Below are 18,046 nucleotides of genomic sequence, written 5' to 3'. Positions count from 1 at the left end.
AGGCCCTCGGTCTGGCGTCAGCGGCGATCCAGCGCCTGTCGCAGCGGGGCCAGGAAGGCTTCGGCGCGTTCGCGGGCGCTGCGGACGTCGCCCGCTTCGGCCAGGGCCGCCACCAGGGCGCTGCCGACCACCACGCCGTCGGCATCCACGGCCATGGCTGCGGCGCTGGCGGCGTCCTTGATGCCGAAGCCGGCCACCACCGGCGCACCGGCGCGCTGTCGCAACTGGCGCAGGCGATCGCTGGCGGCGTGGGTATCGAGCCGATCCGAGGCGCCGGTGACACCCGCGAAACTCACGTAGTACAGATAGCCCTGCGCGGTACTGCACAGCATGTCCAGGCGCTGCTCGCTGGTGGTCGGCGAGGCCAGCGCGATCAGCGCCAGCCCGACTTCGCTGAAGATGTCGCGGGTTTCGTCGGCTTCTTCCGGCGGCAGGTCGACCAGCAACAGGCCATCGACGCCTGCCGCGACCGCGGCCTCGGCAAAACGCCGGGTGCCGTGGATCTCGATGGGATTGAGGTAACCCATCAGCACCACCGGGGTGACTGCGTCCTCGCGGCGGAACTCGTGCACCGCTTCCAGCACGTAGGCCAGGCCGGCGCCACGCCCAAGCGCACGCTCGGAACTGCGCTGGATGGTGGGGCCGTCGGCCATCGGGTCGGAGAACGGCACGCCCAGTTCGATGACGTCGGCACCGGCGCGCACCAGCGCGTGCATCACCGGCACGGTGGCTTCCAGCGATGGATCGCCGGCGGTGACGAAGGGGATCAGTGCCTTGCGGCCGGAGCGGCGCAACGCGTCGAAGCACGCGTCGATGCGGTTGGGCAGGCGGCTCATGCGCATCCCTCCACCAACTGCACGGCATCCCAGGTTCCCCAATACATCGCTCTCACGCTGCCTTCTCCAATTTCGTAGCGAACCGCAAACCCGCTGTGCGGATCGTGCCAGGTCAAATAGGTCTCTTTACCATCACCGTTGCCGTAATGATGTGGCTCCACGCGATGGCCTGCCGGCAGTTGCGCACGCGCAGTGGCCTCGCTGTCGCCGACGAAGATGCCGAACGGACCCACCGTCGTCTCATCGGCGACGTCGAAGCGGGCGACACGCCCGTCCTGCAACATCATCGACACGCCGGTGGGAAGCAGCCCGCCCTCCACATAGTCACAGCTCTCGATTGGGCCAGCATTGAAGCGCTTCCAGGCCGCTTGCGGCGCGAGTTCGGCAAAGTGCTGGCCCACGCGCACCGGGCCGCTGCGATCCAGCGCGGGGGCGGCCGCGGCGATGGCCAGCGCAGACGCACACAGCAGCGCGAAGCCGCCGACGACGCTGCGCATGCGCCGTTGGATCACAGCGCCAGCCCTTCGCGCGCGGCGATGGTGTGCACGTCCTTGTCGCCACGCCCGGACAGGTTGCACAGCACCAACGCATCCTTGGGCAGTTCGCGGGCCAGCTTGATCGACTGCGCCACCGCATGGCTGGATTCGAGCGCGGCCAGGATGCCTTCGGTATGCGCGAGCAGATGGAAGGCCGCCATCGCCTCGTCGTCGGTGATGCCCTGATACACCGCGCGACCGCTGTCGGACAGGAACGCGTGCTCCGGGCCAACGCCCGGGTAATCCAGCCCGGCGGAGATCGAATGGGTCTCGATGATCTGGCCGTCGTCGTCGCAGATCACGTAGGTGCGGTTGCCGTGCAGCACGCCGGGGCGCCCGGCAGCGATCGACGCCGCATGGCGGCCGGTGGCGATGCCGTCGCCCGCCGCCTCGGCACCGTAGATCCTGACGCCGGGGTCGTTGAGAAAGGCGTGGAACAGGCCGATGGCATTGCTGCCGCCGCCGACGCAGGCGCTGATCGCATCCGGCAGCCGGCCGTAGTCCTGCAGCATCTGCTCGCGCGCTTCGCGGCCGACGATGGCGTTGAAGTCGCGCACCATGCGCGGATACGGGTCCGGGCCGGCCACGGTGCCGATGATGTAGAAGGTGTCGCGCACGTTGGTGACCCAGTCGCGCATCGCTTCGTTGAGCGCATCCTTGAGCGTGGCCGAGCCGGAAGTCACCGGAATCACCGTCGCGCCCAGCAGCTTCATGCGGTAGACGTTGATCTTCTGCCGCTCGATGTCGGTGGCGCCCATATAGACCACGCACTCCAGGCCCAGCCGCGCCGCCACCGTGGCACTGGCCACGCCGTGCTGGCCGGCGCCGGTCTCGGCGATGATGCGGGTCTTGCCCATGCGGCTGGCCAGCAGGGCCTGGCCGATGGTGTTGTTGATCTTGTGCGCGCCGGTGTGGTTCAGGTCTTCGCGCTTGAGCAGGATCTGCGCCCCGCCCACTTCGCGGCTGAGCCGCTCGGCATGGTAGATCGGGCTGGGACGGCCCACGTAGTGCTTGAGGTCCTTGTCGTAGGCAGCGATGAATGCCGGGTCCTGGCGCGCCTGGTCGTAGGCGGCGGCCAATTCCTGCAGTGGGCCGATCAGGGTTTCGGCGACGAAGCGGCCGCCGAACCTGCCGAAATGGCCGGCGGCATCCGGATAGGCGTAAAAGTCACTGATGGGCTGGGCCGACATGGAAATCCTCTGCAGCAATGCGGTCATACGCGAAGCCGCAACTCTACCGCAGGCCGGCAGCGCGATAAATCGATAAGATGGCCGCAACCTGTGATCTGGACTCACACATGATGGTCTCGCTCCCGCCGCTGGCCGCCCTGCGCGCCTTCGAGGCCGCCGCCCGCCTGCAGAGCGTCAGCCGGGCTGCGCAGGAGCTGCACGTGACCCATGGCGCCATCAGCCGCCATGTGCGTGCGCTGGAACAGGCGCTGGGCACGGCCTTGTTCGCCCGCCAGGGCCGCGGCCTGGTCCTCACCGCCGCCGGGACACGCTTGCGCGACGCCACCGGCGAAGGCTTCGCCCTGATCGGCGATGCCTGGGCGGCGCTGCGCCACCCGGCCAGCGAGGCGCCGCTGGTGCTGGGGTGCTCGGGCAGCCTGCTGGCGCGCTGGGTCATTCCGCGCCTGGGCCGGCTGCAACGCGACCTGCCCGACCTGCGCCTGCACCTGTCCGCCAACGAGCAACCGCCCGGCCCGGACCTGGACGGCCTGGACGCGGCCCTGTTGCTGGAGTCGCCCCCCTGGCCGGGCGAGTGGCAGGTGCACGAGCTCGGCGTGGAATGGATCGGCCCGGTACTGAGCCCGCAGCTGGCTGCGAGCCTGCAGCTCGATCGCCACGGCCCCACGGCCCTGCGCGATCACCCGGTGCTGCACACCCGCTCGCGCCCGCAGGCATGGCCGGAATGGGCGCAGGCATACGGCATGGCGCCCGACACCTTGCGCCCGGGCACCGAATTCGAACACCTGGTCTATCTGCTGGAGGCCGCCGCCGCCGGCCTGGGCGTGGCGATCGCCCCGCAACCGCTGGTGGCCGCGGACATGGCGGCCGGGCGCCTGCTGGCCCCGTGGGGATTCACCCCGACCAACGGACGCTGGGTGCTCTGCGCCGCAAGACGCAACCCGGACCCGCGCATCGAGCGACTGGCCAACTGGCTGCGCAGCGCACTTGCCGAAGATCAGCAAGAGTCATCGGGCACCTGAGCTGCCATCGAAGCTATCGACCAGCAGCGCTCACCGCCCCTCGATTCCCCAATCCCGATTCCCGATTCACCCCAACTCGTGGCAATCGGCGCGGCGCACTTCCTCAACGAACTTGCGCATCTTGTGGCCGTCCTTGATGCCAGGTGCCAGCTCGACGCCGCTGGACACATCCACGCCCCACGGCAAGGTGGCGACGATGGCATCGAACACATTGTCGGCAGTGATGCCGCCTGCGAGCAGGAACGGACGGTGCAGGCCGGTGGGCAGGCGCGACCAGTCGAAGGTCTTGCCGGTGCCGCCACCGGCACCCGGCGCGTGGCTGTCGAACAGGAAGCCGGCGGTGTTGGGATAGGCCAGCTGCAAGGTGCGTGCGTTGGCCTCCTCGCCGTTGACGCCGGCGCTCCCCATCGGCACCGCCTTGAGATACGGCAGGTTGAAGCTGCGGCAGAACGCGTCGTCCTCCTCGCCGTGGAATTGCAGCAGGGTCGGGCGCACGGTGCGCACCACCTCGCGCACTTCTTCCTTGGAATTGTTGCGGAACAAGGCCACCACATCGACCATCGGCGCCGTGGCCTGGCGCATCGCGCGCGCTTCGGCCGGCGCCACGCGGCGCGGGCTGCCGTGCGCGAAGATGAAACCTACCGCGTCCACACCCAGTTCCCCGGCCAGTCGGATATCACCGGCGCGGGTCATGCCGCAGAACTTGATACGGGTGCGGTACAGCGATCGATTCATTGGGTCACCTCGGCAGGCAGATGCCACTCTGCAGGATACAGAGGCCCGATAAACACCAGGCCTTGTGGCGGCGCCGTCGGGCCGGCGACCGTGCGGTCGCGTCCGGCCAGCAACGTCGCGATCCAGTCGACCGGCTGCTCGCCGGACCCGACCAACATCAGCGAGCCAACAATATTCCGCACCATGTGATGAAGGAATGCATTGGCCTGGACCTCCACTTCCACCACCTCGCCATCGCGCCGCACGCTGATCGCCTGCAGGTTGCGACGTGCGTGCAGCGCCTGGCATTGCACGCTGCGAAACGCGCTGAAATCGTTCTCGCCCAGCAGCGCCTGTGCGGCCACATGCATGGCCTCGGCGTCGAGCGGGCGACGTTCCCAACTCAGGGTCTGCCGATGCAGGGCCGGACGGATCTGGCGATTCAGCAAACGGTAGCGGTAGCGCCGCGCGCGCGCGGAAAAGCGCGCATGGAAATCGTCGGCAGCCGGCACGCACCAGCGCACTGCGATCGACGCGGGAAGCCGCGCGGTGGTACCCAGCATCCAGCCTCGCGGCTCGCGCCGCGCATCGCTGTCGAAGTGCACCACCTGGCATTGCCCGTGGACCCCGGCATCGGTGCGGCCGGCACACACCACCTGGATCGGCGCATCGGCCACCGACGACAAGGCCGCCTGCAGGCTGGCCTGCACGCTCGGCCCGCCGTGTTCGCCCAGCTGCTGCCAGCCCTGGAAGTCGCTGCCGTCATATTCCACGCCCAGCGCGTAACGCATCGGTACCTGCCTGTGTGTTCGATCGGGAAACGTGCCGCACCGGCGGCAAACGCGCGCTGACCGGCATCGGTGCGCAGCAATTCAATTCTCGGCAACGGCGCATGCGATGCCAGGCGGCCGGCCTCGGCATCCCCACCACGCCTCGGTCGGCACGCATGCCTGGCCACTCCACCGGCGCGGCACCACAACGGCCTGCCCTATGCGGCGGATCGCTCGGACCACACCGCCAGCGGGGAACCGCCAGGCTCACGGAAATGGAACCGGCTGCCACCCGGGAAACCGAACACCGGCTTGACGATCTCGCCGCCGGCCGCGCGCACGCGTTCGAGCATCGGCGCCAGATCGTCGGCATACAGCACCACCAGCGGGCCACCCTCGGCAGGGGCCGGGACCGCAGTGCGGTAGAAGCCACCGTCCAGGCGGCCGTCGTTGAAAGCCAGGTAATCCGGCCCATAGGCCTGGAACTGCCAGCCGAACACGGCCTCGAAAAAGGCACGGCTGGCATCCGGGTCGGTGGAGCCGAACTCCACGTAATCGATACGGCGCTCGCGCACGGCCATGCTGTCCATAGCCGGACTCATGCCAGACGCTCCAGCAGCTGGGCCGCTTCGGCGCGGGTGGCGTCGTCGCCGCTGGCGGCGACCTCCAGCAGCAGGCCGCGCGCGGTGTCCTTGTCGCCCAGGTCCATGTAGGCCACCGCCAGTTCCAGGCGATCGCGTCCGGCCGAGGCGAATTGCCGGGCGGCAACCGGATTCGGCGCGGCCACCGGGGTTACCGGTGCCGGATCGAAATCCAGCTGGCTTTGCGGCGCCTGGTATTGCACAGCCTGGTCCGGCTCCACGCGGCTCTCATCGACGCCAGTGGCCACTGGCGCAGGCTCGGCGAACGTTGCATGCGCGGCATCGCGCTGCGTCTCGGATGGCCGATCTGCCGGCTCGGGTTCGGCCAGCGTCGCCGGCGGGGCGGCACGCAGCGCGCGCCATTCGTCGCTGTTGACCACCACGGGCGCAGCCACCGGTTCGGCCCACTGCGGTTCGCGGCGCAGCACTTCCGACAACGGCGGCTGCGGCTCGTGAGGACGCTCGTCTTCGCGCAGATCGGCCTGTTCGAACTCGGTCTCGTGCAGCACCTCGCGCTCGCTGGGCTCGGTGGCCGGCGCGTCGTCCTGCGCGGGGTCGGCAGCGACCGCCGCGGCCGGCGGCATGAAGTCGAACTGGCGCCGGGGCAACGGCGGCAGCGGCGATGGCTTGCGGCGCCGTGCGGCCAGCCACGCGACCACCGCTGCCACGATCAGCACCAGGCCACCGATCAACCACAGCGGGAAGCCGCCGCCTTGCGGTGCGGCCTGCGGCGCCTCGGCCAGGCGCTTCTGCGCCGCAGCCAGGTCGGTGTCCTTCATCGCGATCAAGGCTTGCTGCTGCTGCTTGAGCTTTTCCAGATCGGCCACGCGCGAGCGCAGGTCCTGTAGTTCCGCATCGCGGGTGGCGATGTCTTCCTTGGCCTGTTGCAACTGTTGGTTGGCCGCCATCTCGCCCTCGCCTTCGGCACTGGTGCCGGACGTGGCGCCGGCGGTGTTGGTCTGACTCGCCACTGCCGGGGCGATTTCGAGCCGCGCGCCATTGCCGGCGGCGGCGGATGCGGCAGGTTTCGCCGGGGCCGGCGTCGCTGCGGCCGCGGCACCGGCGTCGGCCGGCTGCGGAATGGCCGAACGCTCCTGCCGCCACTGCGCGGCCTGCTCGCGCACCATCACCGCCGCTTCTGCTGCACCGACCTGCGCCAATGCATCTTCCTGCGGCGTGCGCAGGACTGCGCCCTGCTTGAGGCGGTTGATGTTGCCGTTGATGAAGGCATCCGGATTGGTGCGCAACAGCGCCAGCATGGCCTGATCCAGCGAGTGCCCGCTGGAGCGCGCCACGGATGCGGCGATTTCGGACAGGGTCTGGCCCGCGCGCACCGCCGGCAGCGTATCGCCGGCGGCCTGCGTGGCCGCGGGCGCACCGGCCGCAGGGCGCGCAGAGGGCGCGGCGCCGCCGCCATCGGTGCCGCTGCGCTCGCCTGCCGCCACGGGTGCGGCAGCGGGTTCGCGGGCGATGGTGTTGCTGGCGCCGGCCTGCGGCGCGTCGATGGCCGGCTCGGCAATGGCTGCAGCGGTATTGGGCGCATCCACCAGTGCGGCGTATTCGCGCACCAGGCGGCCCTGGGCCCACTCCACTTCGATCAAGAAATTGATCGCCGGCCGATCCACCGGCTGGCTGCTGGTCACGCGGATCACCGCGCGCCCGCGCGCATCCTGTGCGAACTGGAACTGCAGGTTGCTGACCAGCCCCTGCGGCCGCTCCAGGCCGACGCGCGCGAAGGTGGTGGCCGAGGCCAGCGCCACGCGTGCGTTGTCGAGCTCGCCCGGCTCGTTGGAGATGACCGGAATTTCTGCCACCAGCGGTTGCCCGGGCTTGGACAGCACCCGGATATCGCCCAGCCCCAACGCCATGGCTGCGCCGCTGCACGCCATCAGCAGCAACGCACCTATCCCTTGTATCGGACGCATCGCGCCCCTGCCCCTATGTTTCATGGGCATCAATATAGCCGCTGACTGAGTAAAAAGTCGCCGCCATGCGACACCCACGGCAATGGCGCGCTGCCGATAGGACCAAGCAAGATGCGGCCCGGCATATGGCGCGGCACGCAGCCGGCGGCGCAACCGCGATGCAGACCGGCAGTGCGCGCACGCCAGCGTAGGAGCGCGCCTGAGCGCGACGAGGCGTTATCGGTAACGCCCGTCGCGCTCGGGCGCGCTCCTACGGGTGAACCGCTGCTCAGCCCTCCTGCGCGACCAGTTCGGCCAGCTGCACCGCATTGAGCGCGGCGCCCTTGCGGATGTTGTCCGAGACTATCCACAGGTTCAGGCCGCGCGGATGCGAGAAGTCTTCGCGGATGCGACCGACGAACACCGCGTCCTTGCCGGAGGCATGCGTGACCGGGGTCGGATAACCGCCGGGCTTGCGCTCGTCCACCACTTCCACGCCGGGCGATGCTTGCAGCAGCGCGCGCGCCTGTTCGACGGTGATCTTGTCGCGGGTCTCGATCGCCACCGCTTCGGAGTGGCCGTAGAACACCGGCACGCGCACCGCGGTGGGATTCACCTGGATGCTGTCGTCGCCGAGGATCTTGCGGGTCTCCCAGACCAGCTTCATCTCTTCCTTGGTGTAGCCGTTGTCCTGGAAGTCGTCGATGTGCGGGATCAGGTTGAAGGCGATCTGCACCGGGAAACGCTGCGGGTCGATGTCCTGGAAGCTCAGCAACTCGCTGGTCTGCTTGCCCAGTTCTTCCATCGCCGAACGCCCGCCACCGGACACCGACTGGTAGGTCGCCACGTTGATGCGCTCGATGCCGTAGGTGCGGTGAATCGGGCCCAGCGCCACCAGCATCTGCATGGTCGAGCAATTGGGATTGGCGACGATCCCGCGCGGGCGCTGCTTGAGCGCTTCGGGATTGACCTCGGAGACCACCAGCGGCACATCGTCGTCGTAACGGAAGGCCGAGGAGTTATCGATCACCACCGCACCGGCCGCGGCGAACTTCGGACCATATTCCTTGGACACGCTGCCGCCGGCGGAGAACAGCGCGATGTCCACGCCGGTGGGGTCGAACTCGGCCAGGTCCTGCACATCGACCTTGCCGCCGTTGAACTCGACCTGCCCGCCCGCCGAGCGCGAGGACGCCAGCGCGTACAGGGTGGCGACCGGGAAGTTGCGCTCGGCCAGGATGCTCAGCATGGTCTCGCCGACGGCGCCGGTGGCGCCCACGACCGCGACGTTGAAACGACGGTTTTCGTTGCTCATGAGAATGTCTTTATCGAAAGGGGGATGGAAAGGGAACACTGCGGGCTGGGTTCGGGGAACCTCCAGAGCTGGCCGCGGAGGTTCCCTATCGTTTGGTCGACACGGTTTTGCGCGCGCCCACGATCGCGCCGCCGTGTTTGGCAGCGGCAATCGCATCGGCATTGAGCGCGCTCGGCGGACGCCCGGCCTGCGGGCCCTTGCCCAGGGCGGCGATCAGGTTGTCCACCGCCAGCTGCACCATGGCGCGGCGGGTGGCCAGGCTGGCGCTGCCGATATGCGGGGTGAGCACCACGTTGCGCAGCGCCAGCAGTTCCGGGCGCACACGCGGCTCGCCTTCGTAGACGTCCAGGCCGGCGCCGGCCAGGCGGCCGTTGGCCAGCGCATCGGCCAGCGCCAGCTCATCAACGATCCCGCCACGCGCGATGTTCACCAGCGTAGCGGTGGCGCGCATCTTGCCCAGCGCCGCGGCATCGACGATGTGGTGAGAGTCCTTGCTGTACGGCAACACCAGCACCAGATGATCGGACTGCGCCAGCAACGTCTCGAAATCGACGTACTGCGCGCCCAGCGCCTGCTCGGTGGCGGCCGGCAATCGGCTGCGGTTGTGATAGAGCACGCGCATGCCGAAGCCGTGTGCGCCGCGCTGCGCGATGCCCTGCCCGATCCGGCCCATGCCCAGGATGCCGAGCGTGCTGCCGTGGATATCGGCGCCGAGCATGGTCTTGAACGACCATTGCCCCCACTGCCCATCGCGCAACCAGCGCTCGGATTCGGTGATGCGGCGTGCGGTGGCCATCAGCAGCGCGAAGCCGAGATCGGCAGTGGTTTCGGTCAGCACGTCCGGCGTGTTGCTGGCCAGGATGCCGGCCGCACTCAAGGCGTCGATGTCCAGATTGTTGTAGCCCACGCCGACGTTGGCGATGGCGCGCAGCTGTGGCGCCGCAGCGATTTCTGCCGCACCGACCCGCTCGTTGAGCGTGATCAGCGCGCCGTCCAGCGATGCCAGCTGCGCGGCCAGCGCGGCCGGCGACCAGGCGGTGACGCGTTCGGTGGTGGCCAGCTCGAAATACTCGCCCAGTTGCGCGACGACCTCGTCGAACAACGGCTGGCTGACCCACACCCTGGCGCGACGCGCCTCAGACATCGACCTGTCCGGGAATCCGTGGCGCCACCTCGCCGACGTCGCCACATTGCGCGCGGTGACGCAGCGCCTGATCCATCAGCACCAGCGCCATCATCGCCTCGGCGATCGGGGTGGCGCGGATGCCCACGCAGGGGTCGTGCCGGCCGGTGGTGATCACATCGACCACGCTGCCATCGGCATCCACGGTGGCACCGGGCAGGCGCAGGCTGGAGGTCGGCTTGAGCACCATCGAGGCGGTGACCGCCTGGCCGGTAGAGATACCGCCGAGGATGCCGCCGGCGTGGTTGCTGAGAAAGCCTTCCGGGGTGATCAGGTCGCGGTGCTCGGTGCCCTTTTGTGCGGCGCTGGCGAAGCCGTCGCCGATCTCCACGCCCTTGACCGCATTGATGCTCATCAACGCGGCGGCCAGTTCGGCATCGAGCTTGCCGTAGATCGGCTCGCCCCAGCCCGGCGGCACGCCGCCGGCCACCACGTCCACGCGCGCACCGACCGAGTCGCCGGACTTGCGCAAGGCATCCATGTAGGTTTCCAGCTCCGGCACCTGCGCCGCATGCGGCCAGAAGAACGGGTTGTCTTCCACCGCATCCCAGTCGAAACCGGTCGGGCGGATCTGGCCCAGCTGCGACAGGAAACCGCGCACCAGCACGCCGTAGCGCTGCTTGAGCCACTTCTTGGCGATCACGCCTGCAGCCACGCGCATGGTGGTCTCGCGCGCCGACGAGCGCCCGCCACCGCGCGGATCGCGGATGCCGTATTTCTGCCAGTAGCTGTAGTCCGCATGGCCGGGGCGGAACTGCTGGGCGATGTTGGTGTAGTCCTTGCTGCGCTGGTCGGTATTGCGGATCAGCAACCCGATCGGCGTGCCGGTGGTGCGGCCTTCGTAGACGCCAGAGAGGATCTCGATTTCGTCCGCTTCGCGTCGGGCCGAGGTATGCCGGCTCTTGCCGGTGGCGCGCCGCTGCAGATCGTGGGTGAATTCTTCCGGCGCCAGCTCCAGGCCCGGAGGGCAGCCGTCGACGACGCAGCCGATCGCCGGCCCATGCGACTCGCCGAAGGTGGTGACGGTGAAGAGCTTGCCGAACGAATTGGCACTCATGCGCGCAGGCTCATCGCTGCGCGGCCAGCTCGCTGATACGCGCGTGGTGTGCGACCAGCTCGCGGCACTCCACCGCGAAGATGCCCATCTGCCCGACCTTGAACTCGACCCAGGCCAGATCCACTTCCGGCAGCAGCTTGACCAGGTGCTGCTCGGATTCGCCTACCTCGCAGATCAGCAGGCCGTCTTCGCTCAGGTGCTGCGGCGCATCGCGCAGGATCTTCAGCACCAGATCCAGGCCGTCGTCGCCGGCACGCAGGCCCAGTTCCGGCTCGTAGGAGTATTCCTGCGGCAGCGCATCGGTCTCGTCGTTGGTGACGTAGGGCGGATTGGTGACGATCAGGTCGTACTGGCGGCCGCCCAGCCCGTTGAACAGGTCCGACTTGAGCAAGCTGACATTGTCGGCATGCAGGCGCGCCTTGTTCTCGGCGGCCAGTGCCAGCGCCTCGTCGCTGATGTCCACGCCGTCCACGTCCCACTGCGGGTTGTAGTGGCCCATCGCAATCGCGATGCAACCCGAGCCGGTGCACAGGTCCAGCGCGCGGGTCACTTCGCGCCCGCCCAGCCACGGCTCGAAGCCGGCTTCGATCAGCTCGGCGATCGGCGAGCGCGGCACCAGCGCGCGCGCATCGCTCTTGAAACTCAGGCCGGCGAACCAGGCCTCTCCGGTGAGATAGGCCGCCGGCACGCGCTCGCTGATGCGGCGTTCGAACAGGCCGAGCACCTGTTCCTTCTCCGCCCGCAGCAGCCGCGCCTGGCCATACGCCGGGCCCAGGTCGTGCGGCAGGTGCAGGCTGTGCAACACCAGCTGGGTGGCCTCGTCCAGCGCGTTGTCGTAGCTGTGGCCGAAGGTCAGACCGGCTTCGTTGAAACGGCTGGTGCCGTAGCGGATCAGGTCGATGATGGTGTGCAGTTCGTCGGCCGCGGCGGCAGTCATGGCAACAACTAAAGAGGAATCGGCCCCCGATTATAGAGGTCGGATCGGTATCATGAGCGTCCGTTGCACTGGAAACCGCCATGTTCAATCGCAATACCGGCATCGTGCTGCTGGTGGCGCTGGCCGCCGGCCTGGGGCTGTTGCTGGGCCAGAAGTTCTTCGGCAGCACGCCCAGTTCGCCCTGGCCACCCACCCGCACCATCACCTTCTACCCGCAGCCACGCCCGCTGCCGCAGTTCAGCCTGCGCCAGTCCGACGGCACCCAGCTGGTGCCCGGTGAACTCAAGGGCCACTGGACCCTGGTCTTCCTGGGCTTCACCTTCTGCCCGGATGTCTGCCCGACCACGCTGACCGATCTGGCGGTGGCGCAGCAGCAGTGGGAAAGCATTCCCGATGGCCTGCGCCCGCGGGTGCTGTTCGTCTCGGTGGACCCGCAGCGCGACCCGCCGGCGCGGCTGGGCGAATACGCGCACGCCTTCCACAAGGACACCCTGGCCGCCACCGCCGACGTACCGGCGCTGCAGCGCTTTGCCACCGCGCTGGGCTTCGTGTTCCAGAAGGTGCCGGGCAAGGGCTTCGAGCAGAATCCCAACGACTACAGCATGGATCATTCGGCCGGCATCGCCGTGCTCGATCCGCAGGGCCGCCTGGCCGGCCTGATCCGTCCCCCGCTCGACCCGAAGGCGATCGCCGCCGACCTCCAACAGCTGACCAAGGTAACCGCTCCGTGAGTTTCGTCACTTCCCTGACCTACGTGCTGCCGCATCGGTTGCTGTCGTCGATGGCGCGCGCGCTGGCGTACTCGCAGACACCGTCCACCAAGCAATGGCTGATCGACACGGTGACGCGCAAGTTCGGCGTGGACCTGAGCGAGGCGCAGGAGCCGGACCCGCGCGCCTACCCCACGTTCAATGCCTTCTTTACCCGCGCGCTCAAGCCCGGCGCCCGCGTGCCCGACCCCGACCCGGCCGCCTTGCTGATGCCGGCCGATGGCCGTATCAGCCAGCTCGGCCCGATCGAGAACGGCCGCATTTTCCAGGCCAAGGGCCAGTCGTTCACTGCCGCCGAGCTGCTAGGCGACGAGGCAGCCGCAGCGCCGTTCAACAACGGCCTGTTCGCCACCGTGTATCTGTCGCCCAAGGACTACCACCGCGTGCACATGCCGTGGACCGGCACCTTGCGCGAAACCTTGCACGTGCCTGGCCGGCTGTTCAGCGTGGGCCCGGATGCGGTACGCAACGTGCCGCGCCTGTTCGCGCGCAACGAGCGGCTGGTGTGCCACTTCGATACCGAGTTCGGCCCGATGGCCTCGGTGATGGTGGGTGCGTTGCTGGTGTCGGGCGTGGAAACGGTATGGAGCGGCGTGGAGATTCCGCGCTACGGCGATCGCATCACGCGCAAGGATTATCGCGGCAAGGGGATCGTGCTGGAGAAGTTTGCGGAGATGGCCAGGTTCAACTACGGCTCGACCGTGATCGTGTTGCTGCCGCCGGGCGTGGCCACGCTTGAGGGTGGACTTGCGGCCGAGAAAGCCGTCCGCCTCGGCCAAGCACTCGCGCGCCGTCAGCCGGGCTGACGCGCAGCGGGGCGCCGCTCTCCACGGCCCGTCGCGCAAACAACAACGGCCCCTTGTGGTTTCCGGTCTTTCGCCGGCTGGACGTTTTTGTCTGGAACTGTCGGGAAGGCTTCGTCGCGGCCGGGTCCGCTCCTACGGCACGCAGCCTCGCCGTTGTAGGAGCGGGCCTGACCGCGACGGGCGTTCCCGACCATGCGTCGGACATCCACGCACCCTCTTCAAGCCTCCGATGTCACGCGCGCTGGTCCATTGGAACTGTCGGGAGAGCTTCGTCGCGGCCGGGTCCGCTCCTACGGGGAGCGCCGGCCTGCTTCGTCGATCCGGCATCGCTTGCGACGGTCAGCGGTCGCAACCGGCCAGCTTGATGCTCTGTCCCGGCTTGAGCGCGTAGGCCGGCGCCTTCAGGCCGTTGGCCTTGGCCAGTTCCTTGATCTCGCACTGGTACTTCTGCGCGACGCGGCCCAGCGTGTCGCCACGGACGATGGTATAGCTGCGCACCTGCCTGGCCTTGGGCTTGGCGACCGCCGGCTGGCCGGTGGCCACGGTGGTCGGCACGCCGGCCATCGGGCTGACATCGCCCACCGCCACGCTGGGCGTGTATTCGGTGGCGCTGCTGCGCACGATGGCGCTGTTGAGATCGGCAGTGATCAGGGTGCGCGCCAGATCCGCGCGCGGGCCGTTCACGCAGTAGCGCGTGTACAGGCTGGCGATGCGGCTGGTGGCATTGATCACGGTGCCTGCGGGCATCCAGCCATCGGGTTCGTAGCGCGGGTTGAGGTTGCGCAGCGCGCGCATATAGCCATCGCGCGTGCCCATGCTGCCCAGGCAGATGGTGAGCTCGTAGATGGAGGTCGACTTGGCCAGCTTGATCGTGGCCGGTTGCGCGTCGAGCTTGGCGAAGTCCACGCCGTACTGGCGCGGGTGCAGGAAGATCCACGCCGCGGCGATCACCATCGGCACGTAGTCCTTGGTTTCGGCCGGGAACTGGTTGTAGACGTCCTGCTCCCAGAAACCGCGGCCGCCGGATTGCGCGAACACGCGCGCGGCGCGCCCCTCGCCGCCGTTATAGGCCGCCAGCGCCAGCTCGATATTGCGATTGAGCTCGGCCATGCGTTCGTTGAGGTAGGCGGCGCTGGCTTCGGCCGCGCTGCGCGCATCGAACCGCGTATCGAAGCCGGTGCCATCCGGGCCCAGCCCGAAACGCCGGCCGGTAGCCGGCATGAACTGCATCAGCCCGGCCGCACCGGCGCGCGAGCTGGCGTGCACCTTGCCGTTGGACTCCTTGGCCATGATGCCGAACAGCAGCGCCTCGGGCAGGCCGCGCTTCTGCCACTCCGGCCACATCACTCCGCGCAGGTTGCTGTAGTTCTCGTAGCTGGTCATCAGCGCCGGCCGCATGTCGGTCAACCAGCGGCGGATGCCGGCCTGTACCGCCGGGTTGTACTGCACCATCTTGTCGAAGGCATGGCGCTGGTCGTTGAGCAGCGAGGCTGCACGCGCGGCCTCGGGCACGCCGTTGGCCGCCGGACCCAGATGGTCAGGGTCGGCCTGCAGCAAGGTGTCGTCGTCTTCCGGATCTTCTGCAGCCGGCGCCTCGGCATCGGCGCGCGCCTTGAGCAGCCGCTTGTAGGTCGCCAGCTGGTTGGAGACCAGGCAACCGCGCTGCTTGATGCAGGCGTCGATCACATCTTCCATGTCCTCGAGCGCGGCATCGCCTTCGGCGGTGCCCTTGGGGTCGGAATTGTTCACCAGCACCAGCGCGTCGCGGTAGCGCTTCTCGGCGGCGACCATGCGTGCGTCCAGCGCGGCGACCTTTTCGGTATCGCGCTTGGACAGCGCCTGGGCGGAAGGAGCAAGGGACAACAGCGCCAGCACGGCCAGAACAGGCCAAGGGCGCAAACCAGAATGAGCGAGCGGCATCGTCGGCAGTACAGCGGAAAGGCAGGCAGGGTAGCCGCCGGGGCGACACCGGGGCAAGGCGCGGCGGCCGTCAGGGTCAGTGGCCCGTTAGCTTGGCGAGCATCCTGGCCGAAACGATCGCCTGCGGATGGGTGTGATTCGACACGCGCTGGGCAGGTCGATAGACGCTGGCCGGGCTGTAGCTTCGGCCGCACGTTCGGGGATCCCTTCGGTATCGCCCGGCGGTTGGCCCACCGACGTTGCCCGCTAGAATCGGGGTCTTTCTCCACCGGATCAGCGCAATGGCCTCGTTCCTGCTCGGCAAAGGCATCACCGACGACATCCCGGTCATCCTGGAAGGCCGCTTCGGCAATCGGCATGGCCTGGTGGCCGGCGCCACCGGCACCGGCAAGACGGTGACCCTGATGACCCTGGCCGAAGGCTTCTCGCGGCTGGGGGTGCCGGTGTTCCTGGCCGACGTGAAGGGCGACGTGGCGGGACTGGCGGTGGCCGGCGACGGCGCGCCCGGCGTGCTGCAGCGCGCCACGGATGTGGGCATTGCCGACTACGCGCCGGCCGCCAGCCCGGTGGTGTTCTGGGATCTGTATGGACAGCTCGGCCACCCGGTGCGTACCACCGTGAGCGAGATGGGCCCCACCCTGCTCGCGCGCATCCTGGAACTCAACGACACCCAGTCCGGCGTGCTGGACATCGTGTTCAAACTTGCCGACGACCGCGGCCTGTTGCTGCTGGATCTGGACGACCTGCGTGCGCTGCTGGCGCTGGTGGTGGAAGAACGCAAGGAGTTGTCCACCAGTTACGGGCTGGTGTCGGCGCAGTCGGTGGCCGCGATCCAGCGCGCACTGCTGCGGCTGGCGCAGGACGGCGGCGAGCAGTTCTTCGGCGAACCGGCGCTGGAGCTTGCCGAGCTGATGCGCGTGGCACCGGACGGCCGCGGCGTGATCGGCATCCTGGCGGCCAATCAACTGGTGCTCAAGCCGAAACTGTATTCCACCTTCCTGCTGTGGCTGTTGTCCGAGCTGTTCGAGGGCCTGCCGGAAGTGGGCGACCTGGAGCAGCCCAAGCTGGTGTTCGTGTTCGACGAGGCCCACCTGCTGTTCGACGATGCGCCGGCCGCGCTGGTGCAGCGCATCGAACAGGTGGTGCGGCTGATCCGCTCCAAGGGCGTGGGCATCTATTTCTGCTCGCAGTTTCCAGACGACATTCCCGACAGCATCCTCGGCCAGCTCGGCAACCGCGTGCAGCACGCACTGCGCGCCTACACGCCGCGCGACCAGAAGGCGGTCAAGACGGCAGCGCAGACCTTCGTTGCCAATCCCAGGCTCGATGTGGCCTCGGCCATTTCCAGCCTCGGCACCGGCGAAGCACTGGTGTCGCCCTTGCAGGGCAAGGGCGTGCCGGCACCGGTACAGCAGACCCTGATCGCCCCGCCGCGCTGCCGCATGGGTGCCATCAGCGCGCCCGAACGCGCACAGGCGCGTGCGACCAGCCCGGTCGGCACGCGCTACGACGCCGCGATCAACCGCGAATCGGCCGCCGAACTGCTGGCACGTCGCGTCGAACAGGTTGCGGAGCAAACCGCCGCCCCGCCTGCCCGCACCCGCGAGGACGAGGAAACGCAGGACAGCGGTTTCGGAAAAGCGGTCAAGGACGCCGTGTTCGGCACCGGGCGTCGCCAGGGCATGCTGGAAACGATGGCCAAGCAGACCTCGCGCACCATCGGCAGCAAGATCGGGCAGCAGATCGTGCGCGGGATTTTTGGCAGTATTTTTGGTGGGAAGCATTAAGTTCAACACTGAAAGAGGAAGCGCCATGAGCAAGGATGCAATGAAGACCCTACTGGCCTGCACGATCGCCATCGCAATTGGCGTCGCCAGCACGGCCTCAGCTGAACAGACAAACCCGAATGACCTGTGGCCTCTACAGCGTCAGCAGCTGCTGACCGGTACGTACACAGGGAAACTCAGCTCCTATACGCAAGACTGCCAGACTGTCAGCGCCGAGCTTTTTCTTTCGATGCCGACGCCGAGCAGAGAAATGCAGCGATATACGTTGAAAACCATCTGCATCGCTGGCGGCCAATTGAATGATCCACCGCGGACGATTACCGGTTTCTGGGACCTGGACGAGAGCAGCGGTAGCTGTCTGACACTCAACTTCATGGACGTCAACGATCCGATGGTCGGACCGAACATTTACGGGTTTGCCGTTGAAGAAGATCAACTCACTTCAGACCATAAACACCCCATTTACCTTCTCGCTCAGGACGGCAATAACTGCCACAGTGGCAGATCACCAGAATACGACGACAAGGTGCTTAGAAAATTGCACTAATTACGACGCGCCTTCTGTTTGCGCGAAGGACTACGGCAAGTGATAAGCGTGCTTCTTTGAGCATTTAACAAAACTACTGCGCCGCCAGGTGGGCGCGGTGAGTGCTCGGGATCG

The 18,046-nt window shown here is 67.9% G+C and carries 17 protein-coding genes; 5 read left to right on the top strand and 12 right to left on the bottom strand.

All coding sequences use genetic code 11. From position 1 onward, the window contains the following. Nucleotides 1–17 precede the first annotated feature (17 nt). The 3 genes from trpA to trpB are packed head-to-tail and all read right to left on the bottom strand — an operon-like array spanning nucleotide 18 to nucleotide 2,562. The gene (gene trpA / locus ACCQ05_RS08200; RefSeq protein ID WP_372393479.1) at nucleotides 18–836 is read right to left on the bottom strand and encodes a tryptophan synthase subunit alpha; all 819 of its coding nucleotides are present in this window, start codon (nucleotides 834–836) and stop codon (nucleotides 18–20) included. Beyond that, nucleotides 833–1,333: a hypothetical protein gene (locus ACCQ05_RS08195; RefSeq protein ID WP_228963496.1), complete on the bottom strand. Its 501-nt coding sequence runs from the start codon at nucleotides 1,331–1,333 to the stop codon at nucleotides 833–835. Before ACCQ05_RS08195 ends, trpA begins: the two co-directional genes overlap by 4 nt. Before the next feature lie 11 nt (nucleotides 1,334–1,344). Continuing rightward, nucleotides 1,345–2,562, bottom strand: a complete 1,218-nt coding sequence (trpB, locus tag ACCQ05_RS08190) for a tryptophan synthase subunit beta (protein ID WP_228963498.1) — start codon at nucleotides 2,560–2,562, stop codon at nucleotides 1,345–1,347. 107 nt (nucleotides 2,563–2,669) lie between these two features. Here trpB and ACCQ05_RS08185 point away from each other — a divergent pair, with 107 nt between their 5' ends. Beyond that, nucleotides 2,670–3,581 (top strand): LysR family transcriptional regulator, encoded by a 912-nt coding sequence (locus ACCQ05_RS08185; RefSeq protein ID WP_228963500.1) that lies wholly within the window; start codon nucleotides 2,670–2,672, stop codon nucleotides 3,579–3,581. A 66-nt stretch (nucleotides 3,582–3,647) separates the two neighbouring features. On the opposite strand, the gene ACCQ05_RS08180 is transcribed toward ACCQ05_RS08185, so the two are convergent. From ACCQ05_RS08180 to prmB, 8 genes are all read right to left on the bottom strand, one after another. Beyond that, nucleotides 3,648–4,316 carry a phosphoribosylanthranilate isomerase gene (locus ACCQ05_RS08180; protein WP_228963502.1) on the bottom strand — a complete coding sequence of 223 codons (669 nt, stop codon included), beginning with the start codon at nucleotides 4,314–4,316 and terminating at the stop codon, nucleotides 3,648–3,650. Next, nucleotides 4,313–5,086 (bottom strand): tRNA pseudouridine(38-40) synthase TruA, encoded by a 774-nt coding sequence (truA, locus tag ACCQ05_RS08175; RefSeq protein ID WP_104540196.1) that lies wholly within the window; start codon nucleotides 5,084–5,086, stop codon nucleotides 4,313–4,315. Before truA ends, ACCQ05_RS08180 begins: the two co-directional genes overlap by 4 nt. A gap of 197 nt (nucleotides 5,087–5,283) precedes the next feature. After that, nucleotides 5,284–5,667, bottom strand: coding sequence for a VOC family protein (locus ACCQ05_RS08170; protein WP_372360370.1), 384 nt, complete (start codon nucleotides 5,665–5,667; stop codon nucleotides 5,284–5,286). After that, nucleotides 5,664–7,631, bottom strand: a complete 1,968-nt coding sequence (locus ACCQ05_RS08165; protein ID WP_506191546.1) for a motility hub landmark protein FimV — start codon at nucleotides 7,629–7,631, stop codon at nucleotides 5,664–5,666. The genes ACCQ05_RS08170 and ACCQ05_RS08165 overlap by 4 nt, the downstream gene beginning before the upstream one ends. A 268-nt stretch (nucleotides 7,632–7,899) precedes the next feature. After that, on the bottom strand, nucleotides 7,900–8,925 hold the full coding sequence (locus ACCQ05_RS08160; RefSeq protein WP_228963506.1) for an aspartate-semialdehyde dehydrogenase: 1,026 nt from the start codon (nucleotides 8,923–8,925) through the stop codon (nucleotides 7,900–7,902). An 85-nt stretch (nucleotides 8,926–9,010) separates the two neighbouring features. Next, nucleotides 9,011–10,069 carry a 2-hydroxyacid dehydrogenase gene (locus ACCQ05_RS08155; RefSeq protein ID WP_372393476.1) on the bottom strand — a complete coding sequence of 353 codons (1,059 nt, stop codon included), beginning with the start codon at nucleotides 10,067–10,069 and terminating at the stop codon, nucleotides 9,011–9,013. After that, the gene (gene aroC / locus ACCQ05_RS08150) at nucleotides 10,062–11,165 is read right to left on the bottom strand and encodes a chorismate synthase (protein ID WP_228963510.1); all 1,104 of its coding nucleotides are present in this window, start codon (nucleotides 11,163–11,165) and stop codon (nucleotides 10,062–10,064) included. Before aroC ends, ACCQ05_RS08155 begins: the two co-directional genes overlap by 8 nt. Before the next feature lie 10 nt (nucleotides 11,166–11,175). Next, on the bottom strand, nucleotides 11,176–12,102 hold the full coding sequence (prmB, locus tag ACCQ05_RS08145) for a 50S ribosomal protein L3 N(5)-glutamine methyltransferase (protein ID WP_228963511.1): 927 nt from the start codon (nucleotides 12,100–12,102) through the stop codon (nucleotides 11,176–11,178). 80 nt (nucleotides 12,103–12,182) lie between these two features. Between prmB and ACCQ05_RS08140 the strand changes: the two genes are divergently transcribed. Then, nucleotides 12,183–12,833 carry an SCO family protein gene (locus tag ACCQ05_RS08140; protein WP_104540189.1) on the top strand — a complete coding sequence of 217 codons (651 nt, stop codon included), beginning with the start codon at nucleotides 12,183–12,185 and terminating at the stop codon, nucleotides 12,831–12,833. After that, nucleotides 12,830–13,678: an archaetidylserine decarboxylase gene (asd, locus tag ACCQ05_RS08135; RefSeq protein WP_228963513.1), complete on the top strand. Its 849-nt coding sequence runs from the start codon at nucleotides 12,830–12,832 to the stop codon at nucleotides 13,676–13,678. The genes ACCQ05_RS08140 and asd overlap by 4 nt, the downstream gene beginning before the upstream one ends. Before the next feature lie 339 nt (nucleotides 13,679–14,017). Here asd and ACCQ05_RS08130 read toward each other — a convergent pair whose 3' ends face one another. After that, nucleotides 14,018–15,598 carry a transglycosylase SLT domain-containing protein gene (locus ACCQ05_RS08130; RefSeq protein ID WP_372393475.1) on the bottom strand — a complete coding sequence of 527 codons (1,581 nt, stop codon included), beginning with the start codon at nucleotides 15,596–15,598 and terminating at the stop codon, nucleotides 14,018–14,020. A 281-nt stretch (nucleotides 15,599–15,879) separates the two neighbouring features. On the opposite strand from ACCQ05_RS08130, the gene ACCQ05_RS08125 reads away from it, so the two are divergent. Together ACCQ05_RS08125 and ACCQ05_RS08120 are read left to right on the top strand one after the other, a co-directional pair. After that, on the top strand, nucleotides 15,880–17,385 hold the full coding sequence (locus ACCQ05_RS08125) for a helicase HerA-like domain-containing protein (RefSeq protein ID WP_372393474.1): 1,506 nt from the start codon (nucleotides 15,880–15,882) through the stop codon (nucleotides 17,383–17,385). Nucleotides 17,386–17,410: 25 nt separating this feature from the next. Then, entirely contained in the window at nucleotides 17,411–17,932 is a 522-nt protein-coding gene (locus tag ACCQ05_RS08120; RefSeq protein ID WP_372393473.1) for a hypothetical protein, read from the top strand. The last annotated feature ends 114 nt before the right edge of the window (nucleotides 17,933–18,046 follow it).

This window comes from Xanthomonas sp. NCPPB 3582 (assembly GCF_041475735.2).
Taxonomy (GTDB): domain Bacteria; phylum Pseudomonadota; class Gammaproteobacteria; order Xanthomonadales; family Xanthomonadaceae; genus Xanthomonas; species Xanthomonas codiaei.
The sequence above is the reverse complement of the archived record's forward strand: the minus strand, read 5'-3'. Positions and strand labels throughout refer to the sequence as shown.